Consider the following 12330-nt stretch of genomic DNA (forward strand, 5'->3'; position numbering starts at 1 on the left):
GCACAGATTAGGTCCTTGGTCCGACAACGATCCAAACGGCGCGGACGAGGCCGGCGCCGTGGGTCTTCGCACCCGCTCCCGGGCGGGCCCGGAGGATCGGCCCGGTCGGGGCTGGGGCACGGTCCGTCGGCTGCCGTCGGCCGCGTCGGGGCGCCCGCGACGAGGCGGGCGAGGGCGGTGTGGCGTTCACCGGAGACACCGGCTCGTCCCCCGCCGGGTCGAGGCATGAGCCATGACGGACGGCACCCGGCCCGTACGTGTGCCCCGGCGCGGTTCCCGGTCCGGCTCAAGCGGGTTCGGGCTCGGTCCGTTCCGGTACCGACAGCGCCGACAGCGCCGCCGACACCGATGCCGAGGACCGCACGTCGAGGCGGGTGCTGTTGCCGCGGGCCCGGTGGTGGAGCTCGTCGGCGGCCAGGGTGAGGAGTTGGGGCAGCAGGTCGGTGCAGCGGCGCGCCACCCAGCCGGTGCCCGCCGTGGCCAGCCACCACAGGCTCGCCGACCTGGTGGGCGCGGGGAACTCCGGCTCGGGCGAGGGGGCGGGCCCGTTCGCGACGCCCGTCTCCGCGAGCAACGCATGGAAGCGGACGGCGAGTTGGCGGTGCCCGCGCTCCCCCGGGTGCAGCCGGTCCGCGCTCCACATCGCGCGGTCGGTCAGCCACCGGCCCGCGTCGGCGTGCAGGTGCACGGCCCCGTACCGCTCCGACAGGGCGTGCACCACCGTGTTGACCGCCCGCTGCCGCCGGGCCAGCGGGCGGGCCAGCGCGCCGGGCAGGCCGAGCATCGCGCCGGGATCTGGCAGACAGGCCGTCAGCAAAACCGCGCCCCGGCGCGTGAAGGCCGCGTAGACCTGGTCGAGGCGGGCGGCCACGGCGTGGATGTCGAAGGTGCGGCGCAGTGTGTCGTTGACGCCGACGACGACCGCCACGACGTCCGGGCTCAGGTCGAGCCCGGCCGGGGTCTGCCGCTCCAGCACGTCGAGGGTCTGCGCCCCGCTGACCGCCAGGTTGGTGAACTCCACGGCCGCGGGCCGCTCGGCGAGGCCGCCGGCGAGCAGGGCCGCCCAGCCGCGCCATCCGTCGCCCGTGGGATCGCCGACGCCCTCGGTCAGCGAGTCGCCGAGGGCGACGAAGCGCACCGGTCTCATGCCACGCCCTCCGACTGCGGGCGCCGTACGGGTGCCGGGACGTCGTGCGCGGCGAGGAACGCGTCCACGGAGGCCGTCCACCCGAAGCACTCCGCACGCGCGCGTGCGGCCTCGCGCCGCTCCCGCTCCGGGCGCGCCAGCAGACCCTCCACGGCGTCGGCGAACGCCTCGCCGTGGTCGGCCGCGCTGTCGCCGGCCGAGCCGATCACCTCGGGCAGCGCGGAGGACGCGCTGGCCACCACGGGGGTGCCGCAGGCCATCGCCTCCAGCGCGGCGAGCCCGAAGGTCTCGGCCGGTCCGGGTGCCAGGCACACGTCGGCGCAGGCCTGGAGCGCGGCGAGCCCGCCGCGGTCGCGGACGTGCCCGAGGAACGTGACCGGCAGCGCCCGCTCGCGGGCCCGCTGCTCCAGGCGCGCCCGCAGCGGACCGTCCCCGGCCACCACCAGTACCGCCCGCCGTCCGCGCCGCAGCAGCGCCTCCAGCGCGTCCAGGGCGTTGCCGGGCCGCTTCTCCACGGACAGCCGGGAGCACATCACCAACAGCGTCTCGTCGGCGCGCGCGTGCCGGGCGCGCTGTGCCGCGTCCCACAGCGCGGGGTGCCGCTCCACCAGGTCGACGCCCAGGGGCGCGCGTACGACGTTGCGCGCGCCGACGCGCACGAACTCGCGCTCGGCGAACTCGGTGGTGCACACCACCCGCGCGTAGGTGTGCGCGGTACGGAGGTTGAGGGCGTCGGCGGCCCGCAGGGACAGGGCCTGCGGCACGCCCCAGGTGCGCAGCACACCGTCGGTGGTCTCGTGGGAGACCATCACTGCCGGGACCCGGGCGCGCCTGGCCCACTGGCCGGTCCACCGCAGCGTCGTGCGGTCGGACACCTCGAGGCGGTCCGGTTCGAGCTCCTCCAGGAGGGAGGCGACCCGGCGCTTGCCGGTGAGGACGCGGTAGCCACCGGTGCCGGGCAGCAACGGCCCGGGCAGGGTGATCACCCGGCCCTGCTCGGTCTCCTGGTCGGTGTGGCGGTCGCCGGGGACGATCAGCACCGGGGCGTGGCCGGCCGCCTTGTAGCCCTTGCCGAGTTCGCGCAGGGCGGTGCGCAGTCCGCCGGAGGCGGGGGCGACGAAGTTCGCGAGCCGTACGAGGGTGAGCGGAGCGGTGCTCATGCCGCCACCGCCGTCCGCCGCGCGGCGAGCACGTCCTGGTAGTGGTTCACGAGCTGGTCGCCGATCGCCGCCCAGGTGCGCCCCTCGACCGCGGTGCGGCCGGCCGCGGCAAGCGACGCCCGCAGCGCCGGGTCGGCGGCCAGCGCCCACACGGCGTCGCGTACGGCGGCCGCGTCGCGCGGCGGGACCAGGAACCCGGTGCGACCGTGGTCGACCAGGTCGAGCGGGCCGCCCGCGGCGGGTGCGACGACGGGCACCCCGGAGGCCATGGCCTCCTGAACGGTCTGGCAGAACGTCTCGAAGGGACCGGTGTGGACGAAGAGGTCCAGCGATGCGAAGACCCTCGCGAGGTCGTCGCCGGTGCGGCGGCCCAGGAAGACGGCGCCCGGCAGGGCCTCGGTGAGCTGGGGCCGGCTGGGCCCGTCGCCCACCACGACGACCCGTACGCCGTTCATCCCGCAGACCCCGGCGAGCAGTTCCACCTGCTTCTCGGGGGCGAGCCGGCCGACGTAGCCGACGATCAGCTCACCGTTCGGGGCGAGTTCACGGCGCAGTGCCTCGTCGCGGTGCCCGGGGCGGAAGCGGACGGTGTCCACTCCACGGCCCCACAGCCTGACCCGGGGCACGCCGTGTGCCTCCAGGTCCTGCAGGGCGGCACTGGAGGGGGCGAGTGTGAGGTCGGCGGCGGTGTGGACGGAGCGGATGCGCCGCCAGGCGGCCGCCTCGCCGGCGCCCATGTAGGTGCGGGCGTAGCCGGCGAGGTCGGTCTGGTAGACGGCGACGGCGGGGATGCCGAGCCGGGTGGCGGCGGCCATGCCGCGGACGCCGAGGACGAAGGGGCCGGCCAGGTGGACGAGGTCGGCGCGGTGCTCGGTGAGCGCCGCCGCGACGCGCCGGCTGGGCAGGGCGACGCGGACCTGGGGGTAGCCCGGGAGCGGGAGGGAGGGGACGCGGACGACGGGGCACGGCGCGAGGGCGTCGGGCCCGGTCGAGGCGGCGGTGGCGGGAGCCACGACGAGGGGGGCGTGACCGCGATCGACGAGGTGCCGGGCGGTCTGGAGCGCGCAGTGGGCCACGCCGTTCACATCGGGGGGAAAGGATTCGGTCACGATGACGACACGCATACCGGTGTTGTCGCCGTGCCGGACGTGCCCGCGTCAACGTGGATCTTTCCTGGCGTGGAACGTCCCATGAGCGTTGGGCTGTGCGGCCCTGTGGGACCGCCCCCGGCCACGCGCTCCTGGCTCCCGGGTCACCGGGGGTTCACGCGGCGGGCGCGTCCGGTCCGATCCGGCTGCGTACGGCGGTCTGGACCTCGTCCTCCTCGGCCGGGTCGGCGGCGAGTCTGCGCAGTCGCTCGACGACGCGCGTGTCGCCGGTCTCGGCGTGCCGGGCGGCGATCTCGCGGGTGGTCTCCTCGCAGTCCCACAGGCACTCGACGGCGAATCCGGCGGGGAAGGAGGGGTCGGTGGCGGCGAGGGCGCGGGCGGCGCGGCCGCGTAGATGGGAGGAGGCGGTCTCGCGGTAGATGTGGCGCAGGACGGGCGCGGCGCAGGTGATGCCGAGCCGTCCGGCGCCGTCGACCAGGGTCCACAGGGTGGGCGCGTCGGGGCCTTCGCCCCGGACCGCCTCCCGCAGGGCGGCGAGGACGAGGTCGCGGTCCCGGACCGTGCCGCGGCAGGCGAGCACACGTCCGGCGGCGGCGCCGAGCGGGTCGGGGCGGCGGGCCCAGCCGCGCGCCCGGTCGACGGCGGCGGCGCCGCGCATGCGTTCGAAGGCGTCGACGGCTGCCTCCACCACGGTGGCCGAGCCGTCGGACACCGCGGACTCGATGAGGTCCGGGGCCTCGGGGTCGTCGCTGTCGGCGAGGTAGCGCAGGGCGGTGCAGCGGGCCGCGTCGGTGCCGGACCGGGCGGCGCGCAGGATCTCGGGGCGGTCCTCGGGGCCCGCGACGGCGGTGAGGCAGCGGGCGGCCGGGACATGGCGGGCCGCGCCGCGTTCGGCGCCCTGCTGGGCCCAGTCGAACACCGCCTGCACGCTCCACCCGGGCCGGGGTCCGGTGGGACGCATCTGCCGCTGCCAGAGGTCGAAGGAACCTGTCTCGTGCGCGGCACGCACGCGCGTGGCGACCGACTCGCGCGGGTCGTCGGCCCACAGCCGCCACGGCCGGGGCTCGAAGGCGTCGCGCACCGCGGCGGCCAGCTCGGCCTCGCCCTCGGCGTCGGTGGAGAAGCGCGCGAGGACCGGCGCGGCGAGGGCACGCAGCCCCGCGTCGTCGTCCCTGAGTGCCAGTTCGTCCAGGGCCCAGGCCCAGTTGGCGCCCGTGGCGGCGTACCGGCGCAGCAGGGCGAGCGCGTCGCGCCTGCCGTAGGAGGCGAGGTGCCCGAGCACGGCGAGGGCGAGTCCGGTGCGTGACTCGTCGGTGTCGAGGGCGTCCTCGGGGTCGAAGAGGTGCTCCTCGATCCGGTCCAGTTCGCCGTCGAGGTCGAGGAAGAGCCGGGCGTAGTAGAGGGAGCGGTTCTCCACCTGCCAGTCGTGGCGGGGGTCGCCCAGCACGCAGTGGTTCAGTGCCGCCAGCGCCTCGGCGCGGGGAGCGGTGAGCGCGTGCAGCGTGCCGTCGCCGCGGCCCCGCTGGAGCAGGCCGAGCAGCGTACCGCTGGGCGCTATGACCGGATCGAACATGGGAAACAGCCTCACATCAAGCGTCGACGCAACCGGGGATCTCGCACTACCTGGCCGCGCGACAACACGTCGGGGCGCCCGCCGTCCGCTGCTTGCTGTAGACCATCTTCCTCTGCCTCTCGTCGGTGGCCCATGCGGGCCGGATCACGGCCCACGCGGTGCGGCAACACCTGCCCAGCCATCGCGTCCGTGAACCACGACGTCATGATGACCCGGCGCCCGCGCTGCCGCGACCGAAATTTCCGGCGGCCCCGTACCGCCTCCCCCGTTGTTCGTGTCGTTCCTGGTCAGGAGGGCCGAAGCGAACTGCTCGCGGCCCGGGGATCAGCTCTCGCCGAACATCTCCAGCAGCTCCGCCCTGCCGAACATCCGGGCCGTGTCGACGGCCGAGGGGGTGCCGGCGGACGGGTCCGCGCCGCCCTCCAGGAGGGCCTTGATCACTTCCTGCTCGCCCTTGAAGACCGCTCCGGCGAGCGGGGTCTGGCCCCGGTCGTTGACGCGGTCGGCGTCGGCGCCCCTGGCCAGCAGCGCGCGGACGGCCGCCGCGTGGCCGTGGTAGGCGGCGAGCATCACCAGGGAGTCGCCGCGGTCGTTGGTGAGGTCGGCCGGGACGCCCGCGTCGACGTACGCCACGAGGGCCTCGGTCCGCCCCTGCCGGGCCAGATCGAAGATCTTGGTCGCCAGCTCCACGACCTCGGGGTCGGGGGCTTCACTCATCGGCCGGACCGCCTCTCACTGCGAACGTTCGGTACTGCGGGGAGCAAGCGTACGGCGGTCCGCGCTGGTCGGCCGTACGGGTGAATCGCCAGCGTACTGGCTTGTGCGCCACATGACCGGGGGTGCCCGAGGTAATGATCACCACGGACGAGGTCGGACGCCGCAGTGCGCTTCAGGTACCCCAAGGGACTCCGCCAGCCGATGGAAATCGAACGAAATTCACCCATTTGCACCTTTTGTCATATGGATACATGCTGTGATGCTGGAAGAACCTAGGGTGACTGTCCCCACTCGACACCAGGAGACCTCCCATGATCCTCTCCGTCTCAGGCGTGATCCTGTTCGGCATCGTCACTGTCGTCTTCTTCCGCAAGGACGGACTGAAGCCGTCGCACGCGTGCGTGTCCGCGATGTTCGGCTTCTACCTCTCGAGCACGGCCATCGCCCCGAGCATCAAGGCCGGCGGCGAGAGTCTGGCGAGCCTTCTGGGCGGCATGAGGTTCTGACGACGTCCGTCCCTCCCGTACGCACCTCCAGGAGGCAGCAGTGGCCCGGCGCCCCCTCCCCCGCATTCTGAGCACAGGCAGCGCACAGCTCACCCGGAGCCGGGAGCTGGCACGGACGGCGGCGGACAGCGCCACCGACATCCTCCACCCGCTGATCACCATCACGCGTGGTCTGCGCCGGCTGGCCTCGGCCGGACGGCGCAAGTGGTCGGACACGCCGAAGGACCGGCGCGGCCCACTGATGTTCCTCGTGGCGTCGTTGTTCCTGGTCGTGGCGCTGGTGCCGTACGGCCCGCTGCTCGCCGCCGTCGTGCTGATGGCGGCAGCGGCCTGGCACGGCCGCGACCGCACCCCGCCGAAGGCCGAGGGCCCGGACGAGTCGCGCGTCCAGCGCCTGACCTCCCTGTACGAGGCCCTGGTGCCCTACTTCTCGGCCACCGGGGACCCGGCACCGCTGTACGCGCACGGCGGCGCGTGGGAGAAGGCGTTCCCCGCCTTCGAGTTCGACGACTCGGGGCGCGTGCGCCACCTGGCGATCCGGTACCCCGCGTACTTCACCGACGGCGAGGCCGAGTCCCGCGCGCGGATCGAGCACCTGCTCACCGTCAAGGCCGGCCGTGGCCGCGAATACCTCTTCTCCTGGGACGAGGAGGGCAACCAGCTCACCTTCACCGCGCTCGCCCCGCTGCCCACGGACATCGCCGCGCAGCGCTTCGTCACGGCGCCGGGCGAGACCGTGCTCGGCTTCACCGACCCCACCGAGGTCCAGCGCACGCTCCCCCTCGGCTACGGCGAGGAACAGCGCGACGTGCCGCCGGTCGTCTGGCGCACCGGCCTGCGCTCCACCGAGCCGCACCTGCTGGCCCTGGGCCAGGCGGGCAGCGGCACCTCCACGCTGCTGCGTTCCGTCGCGCTCCAGGCACTCCAGCATGGCGACGTACTGATCGTGGACGGCGGCGGCACCGGTGAGTTCGCCTGCCTGACCGGCCGGGACGGGGTGCTCGCGGTCGAGTGCGGGCTGGCCGGGGTGCTGGCGAGCCTCGAGTGGGCGGCCACCGAGACCGAGCGCCGGCTGATCGCCGTCAACCGCGCGCGGCAGGCGGGCCATCCGCCGCCGGAGGACACCAGGCGGCCGCTGTGGCTGCTGCTCGACCGGCCCACCGCGTTCACGCACCTGGCCGCCGCGGACGGCCGCAAGGATCCGCAGGCGCTGCTGCAGGTGCCGCTGCGGCACGGACGCGCGGTCGGCGTGGCGGTGGTCGTGGCCGAGCAGTTCGACTGCGCGGAGGCGCTGAGCGACGCGGTACGGCAGCACACGCGCGCGCGTGTCGTGCTCGGGCCGGCGACGGCGGAACAGCTCAAGGCGGTGCTGGGGGCGCCGCCGCACACGACGCCGCCGCCCGTCGTCCCGGCGGGACGGGGGTACGCCCGGCTGGGGACGAAGCCGGTCCACCGGCTCCAGGTGCCTGCCACGCCCGACCCCCACGACGACGCGACGAGCGACGCCCATCGGCAGGCCGTGCTCGATCTCCTGCCGCCGAAGACCACACCGGCCGACGGGGAGCGGGTGCCTGAGCCCCTGGAGGCCGTGACGGAAGCGGTCGCGGAGCCCTCGTGAGGGCGCGGGCCCTCACGGGCCCCGAGGAACCGCGCGCTCAGGCGACGAACGTGCGAGGGGACTCGCTCCCCCCGGAGGTTCCCGTTCCCGCCTCCACCAGCCGGGCCGCCGCCGCGAGGCGTGCGGCCGCCTCCTCCGCCACCGCTCCCGCGACCGTGAACGGCAGCCGGACATAGCCCTCGAAGGCCCCGTCGACGCCGAAGCGCGGGCCGGAGGGGACGCGGACGCCCACCCGCTCGCCCGCCTCGGCGACACGGGAGCCCGAGAGGCCGCCGGTGCGCACCCACAGCGTGAGCCCGCCGCCGGGCACCTCGAACTCCCAGTCGGGCAGCTCGCGCCGGACCGCCGCCACCAGCGCGTCCCGGTTGTCGCGGGCCTGGCCCCGCCGGACCTCCAAGGCCTCCTCCCATCCCCCGGTGCTGAACAGCCAGTTCACGGCCAGCTGCTCCAGCACGGGGGTGCCCAGGTCGGCGTAGGCCCGCGCGGCGATCAGACTGCGGATCACGTCGGGGGCCGCCCGCACCCAGCCGATGCGCATCCCGGCCCAGAAGGCCTTGCTGGCCGAGCCGACGGTGATCACCGTGGATCCGGCCGGATCGAAGGCGCACACCCGCCGCGGCATCTCCAGCCCCGGATCCAGGTACAGCTCGCTCATCGTCTCGTCGACGACGAGCACCGTCCCCGCCGAGCGGGCCGCCTCCACCAGCCTGCGCCGCTGCTCCTCGTCGGCGAGCGCGCCGGTCGGGTTGTGGAAGTCGGCGACGACGTAGGCGATCCGGGGCGCGGCCTCCCTCAGTACCTGGCGCCAGCGGTCCAGGTCCCACCCCGTGAGCCCCTCGGCCATGGCGACCGGCACGAGGCGGGCGCCCGCCTCCCGCATGAGCTGGAGGATGTTGGCGTAGGACGGCGACTCGACGGCGATGCGCTCGCCGCGGCCCCCGAAGAGGTGGCAGATGGCGTCGATGGCGCCCATGGCGCCGGTCGTCACCATGATCTGCTCGGGCATCGTGGGGATCCCGCGCGCGGTGTACCGCTCCGCGATCATCGACCGCAGTGCCGGCAGCCCGGCGGGATAGTCGCCGTGGGTGTGGGCGTAGGGCGGAAGTTCCTCCAGCGCGCCCTGCACGGCGCGGGTGAGCCACGGCTCCGGGGCCGGCAGCGCCGCGGTGCCCAGGTCGATCACCGAGCCCAGTGCCTCCGGCGGCAGGGGTTCCAGCCCCCGCGCGGGCAGCGGGTTCCCGGCCGGCACGGCGGTCCAGCTGCCCGCGCCGCGCCGGGACTCCAGGAAGCCCTCGGTGCGCAGGGCCTCGTACGCGGCGGCGACCGTGGTGCGGCTGACGGAGAGGGACAGGGCGAGTTCACGCTCGGCGGGCAGCCGGGCGGCCACCGGAACCCGCCCTTCGAGCACCAGCAGCCGGATGCCGTCGGCGAGCGCGCGGTAGGCGGGCGGGCGGCGTGAACCCGGGCCCGCCGGGCGTTCCTGCTGGGACTTGAGCAGCCGAGCGAGCTGCGCGGCTCCCACCGCCGAGGTCCACTGCGCCATGACGACCAGTCCACCTTCCTCGAATTGGCCATGGATGGAACATCTCCCCCCGCCACAGAGTGTCATCCACCAGGCCACTTCCACCACCAGGGGGGACGCTTTGTCCGCACCCGCCCGCCTAGGGCGCCGACTGATCCAGCTCTACGCCGGCCTCGTGCTGTACGGCGCGAGCTCCGCACTCCTCGTCCGGGCGGGCCTGGGTCTGGAACCGTGGAACGTGCTGCACCAGGGCCTGTCCGAACTGACCGGCCTGACGATCGGCACGGTCGCGATCATCGTCGGCGCGGTCGTGCTGCTCCTGTGGGTCCCGCTGCGCCAGCGCCCCGGCCTCGGCACGGTCTCCAACGTCTTCGTCGTCGGCCTCGCCATGGACGGCACCCTCGCCCTGCTGCCCGACGCCCGCACCCTCGCCGTCCAGGTTCCGCTGCTCGTGACGGGCATCGTGCTCAACGGAGTGGCCACCGGCCTCTACATCTCCGCCCGCTTCGGGGCCGGCCCCCGCGACGGGCTGATGACGGGACTGCACCAGCGCACCGGCCGCTCGATCCGCCTGATGCGGACGGCCGTGGAGGTGGCGGTCGTGGTCACCGGCTTCGCCCTGGGCGGCACGATCGGCGTCGGCACGGTGCTGTACGCGATCACCATCGGACCGCTGGCCCAGCTCTTCCTGCGGCTGTTCGCCCTTCCGGCGCCGGCCGGAGACAACGCCGTTGCCGCCGGGACACCCTGACGAGCCATACTGCGTCCGTGACCACGCCCGTACGCCACCCCTACCTCGACCATCCGGGACCCATCCCGTTCGCGCACCGCGGCGGGGCGGCCGACGGGCTGGAGAACACCATGGCGCAGTTCCGGCGCGCGGCCGGACTGGGCTACCGCTACATGGAGACCGACGTCCACGCCACGTCGGACGGCCGGCTCGTCGCCTTCCACGACGCGACCCTGGACCGGGTGACCGACGGCGCGGGCCGCATCGCGGACCTGCCGTGGGACGACGTGCGCCAGGCGCGCGTGGCGGGCCGGGAGCCGGTGCCGCTCCTCGCGGAACTCCTTGAGGCCTTCCCCGAGGTCCGCTGGAACGTCGACGTCAAGGCCGAGCCCGCCCTGCGCCCCCTGCTGGACCTGATCGAGCGGACGAACGCCTGGGACCGCGTCTGCGTCGGCTCGTTCTCGGAGGCCCGCGTGGTCCGGGCGCAGCGGCTGGCCGGGCCGCGCCTCGCCACCTCGTACGGCACCCGCGGGGTGCTGGCCCTGAGGCTGCGCTCCTGGGGTCTGCCGGCGGTGCCGCGCCGGTCCGCGGTGGCCGCGCAGGTGCCCGTGTCCCAGTTCGGCGTCCCGGTCGTAGACCGGCGGTTCGTCCGCACCGCCCACGCACGCGGGCTGCACGTGCACGTGTGGACGATCAACGAACCCGCACTGATGCACCGGCTCCTGGACCTCGGTGTCGATGGCATCATGACCGATCACATCGACACGTTGCGCAAGGTCATGGAGGAGCGGGGTGTCTGGGCCTGAGGCCCAGAACGCCTCCGTCCGTCTTCGCGGACCGTCGGCAGCAGGGGAACCAGCGGGGAAGCGAGGGCGCGGGGTGGGCAGTGACACCGTGCGGGCGGGGCGGGCCGGCGACGAGGCCGCCGACCGGCGCCGCGAGCAGCGCGGATGGTACTTCTACGACTGGGCATGCTCCGTCTACTCGACGAGCGTGCTCACCGTGTTCCTCGGCCCCTATCTCACGGCGGTGGCCGAGTCGGCGGCGGACCCGCACGGCTTCGTCCACCCGCTGGGCATCCCGGTGCGGGCCGGGTCGTTCTTCGCGTACTGCGTCTCGGCGTCCGTGATCGTGGCGATCGTGCTGATGCCGATGGCCGGCGCGGCGGCCGACCGCACCGGCCGCAAGAAGCCGCTCCTCGCGGCCGCCGCCTATGTGGGCGCCGGCGCCACCACGGGCCTGTTCTTCCTGGACGGCCACCGCTATCTGCTGGGCGGTCTGCTGCTGGTCGTCGCCAACGCGTCGGTGGCCGTCTCGATGGTCCTCTACAACTCCTACCTGCCGCAGATCGCCCCGCCCGAGGAGCGCGACGCGGTCTCCTCGCGCGGCTGGGCCTTCGGCTACGCGGCCGGCTCACTGGTGCTGGTGGCGAACCTCGTCCTGTTCACCGCCCACGACTCCTTCGGCGTCTCCGAGTCCATGGCCGTGCGCATCTGCCTCGCCTCGGCCGGTCTGTGGTGGGGTGTCTTCACGCTCGTCCCGCTGAAGCGGCTGCGCGACCGCCGCACCGCCCCCGCCGCGGCACCGGTCCACGGCTGGCGCCAACTCGCCGCCACCGTCAGGGACATGCGGGGCAAACCGCTCACTCTGTCCTTCCTGCTCGCCTACCTCGCCTACAACGACGGCATCCAGACGGTGATCTCGCAGGCGTCGGTGTACGGCTCCCGCGAACTGGGCCTGAGCCAGTCGACGCTCATCACGGCGGTGCTGATGGTGCAGGTGCTGGCGGTGGCGGGGGCGCTCGGCATGGGACGGCTGGCCCACAGGTACGGGGCCAAGCGCACGATCCTCGGCTCGCTGGCCGCGTGGGCGGTCATCCTGGCGGCCGGGTACTTCCTGCCGGCCGGGGCGCCGATGTGGTTCTTCGTGCTGGCCGCCGGGATCGGGCTGGTCCTCGGCGGCAGCCAGGCGCTGTCCCGGTCGCTGTTCTCGCATCTGGTCCCGCCCGGCAAGGAGGCCGAGTACTTCTCGGCGTACGAGATGAGCGACCGGGGCATGAGCTGGCTGGGACCGCTGCTCTTCGGGATCACCTACCAGCTCACCGGCAGCTACCGGGACGCGATCATCTCGCTGGTGGCGTTCTTCGCGATCGGGTTCGTGCTGCTCGCCCGGGTCCCGGTGCGCCGCGCGATCAGCGACGCGGGCAATCCGGTTCCCGAGCGGATTTAGCGCTCGGGGCGAAAGGGCG

At 74.3% G+C, this 12330-nt stretch carries 11 protein-coding genes; 5 read left to right on the plus strand and 6 right to left on the minus strand.

The window, feature by feature from the left end; all coding sequences use genetic code 11:
* Positions 1 to 286: 286 nt before the first annotated feature.
* From ACIOWN_RS07970 to ACIOWN_RS07990, 5 genes are all read right to left on the minus strand, one after another.
* Complete coding sequence (locus tag ACIOWN_RS07970) at positions 287 to 1147, minus strand: SGNH/GDSL hydrolase family protein (protein ID WP_362347199.1); 861 nt, start codon at positions 1145 to 1147, stop codon at positions 287 to 289.
* On the minus strand, positions 1144 to 2307 hold the full coding sequence (locus ACIOWN_RS07975) for a glycosyltransferase (protein ID WP_362347197.1): 1164 nt from the start codon (positions 2305 to 2307) through the stop codon (positions 1144 to 1146). Before ACIOWN_RS07975 ends, ACIOWN_RS07970 begins: the two co-directional genes overlap by 4 nt.
* Positions 2304 to 3431, minus strand: coding sequence for a glycosyltransferase family 4 protein (locus ACIOWN_RS07980; RefSeq protein ID WP_401981112.1), 1128 nt, complete (start codon positions 3429 to 3431; stop codon positions 2304 to 2306). Before ACIOWN_RS07980 ends, ACIOWN_RS07975 begins: the two co-directional genes overlap by 4 nt.
* 139 nt (positions 3432 to 3570) lie before the next feature.
* Complete coding sequence (locus tag ACIOWN_RS07985; protein ID WP_362347194.1) at positions 3571 to 4989, minus strand: HEAT repeat domain-containing protein; 1419 nt, start codon at positions 4987 to 4989, stop codon at positions 3571 to 3573.
* 324 nt (positions 4990 to 5313) lie between these two features.
* Positions 5314 to 5706, minus strand: a complete 393-nt coding sequence (locus tag ACIOWN_RS07990) for an ankyrin repeat domain-containing protein (RefSeq protein ID WP_326801621.1) — start codon at positions 5704 to 5706, stop codon at positions 5314 to 5316.
* A 311-nt stretch (positions 5707 to 6017) separates the two neighbouring features.
* Here ACIOWN_RS07990 and ACIOWN_RS07995 point away from each other — a divergent pair, with 311 nt between their 5' ends.
* Both ACIOWN_RS07995 and ACIOWN_RS08000 read left to right on the plus strand, forming a co-directional pair.
* Complete coding sequence (locus ACIOWN_RS07995; protein WP_100567939.1) at positions 6018 to 6212, plus strand: hypothetical protein; 195 nt, start codon at positions 6018 to 6020, stop codon at positions 6210 to 6212.
* 40 nt (positions 6213 to 6252) lie between these two features.
* The gene (locus ACIOWN_RS08000) at positions 6253 to 7830 is read left to right on the plus strand and encodes a hypothetical protein (protein WP_401981115.1); all 1578 of its coding nucleotides are present in this window, start codon (positions 6253 to 6255) and stop codon (positions 7828 to 7830) included.
* 37 nt (positions 7831 to 7867) lie between these two features.
* Here the strand turns inward: ACIOWN_RS08000 and ACIOWN_RS08005 are convergent, their stop codons facing one another.
* Complete coding sequence (locus ACIOWN_RS08005; protein WP_362347189.1) at positions 7868 to 9373, minus strand: PLP-dependent aminotransferase family protein; 1506 nt, start codon at positions 9371 to 9373, stop codon at positions 7868 to 7870.
* A 100-nt stretch (positions 9374 to 9473) separates the two neighbouring features.
* Here ACIOWN_RS08005 and ACIOWN_RS08010 point away from each other — a divergent pair, with 100 nt between their 5' ends.
* The 3 genes from ACIOWN_RS08010 (at position 9474) to ACIOWN_RS08020 (ending at position 12311) form a co-directional block, all read left to right on the plus strand.
* On the plus strand, positions 9474 to 10103 hold the full coding sequence (locus ACIOWN_RS08010) for a hypothetical protein (protein ID WP_362347187.1): 630 nt from the start codon (positions 9474 to 9476) through the stop codon (positions 10101 to 10103).
* 17 nt (positions 10104 to 10120) lie between these two features.
* A complete protein-coding gene (locus ACIOWN_RS08015; protein ID WP_401981117.1) occupies positions 10121 to 10888 on the plus strand; it encodes a glycerophosphodiester phosphodiesterase in 768 nt (255 codons plus the stop codon).
* A gap of 73 nt (positions 10889 to 10961) precedes the next feature.
* Positions 10962 to 12311: an MFS transporter gene (locus tag ACIOWN_RS08020; RefSeq protein ID WP_401981118.1), complete on the plus strand. Its 1350-nt coding sequence runs from the start codon at positions 10962 to 10964 to the stop codon at positions 12309 to 12311.
* Positions 12312 to 12330: the final 19 nt, after the last annotated feature.

The sequence above is a fragment of the Streptomyces sp. NPDC087787 genome (assembly GCF_044743035.1).
In the GTDB taxonomy this organism is placed as follows: Bacteria; Actinomycetota; Actinomycetes; order Streptomycetales; family Streptomycetaceae; genus Streptomyces.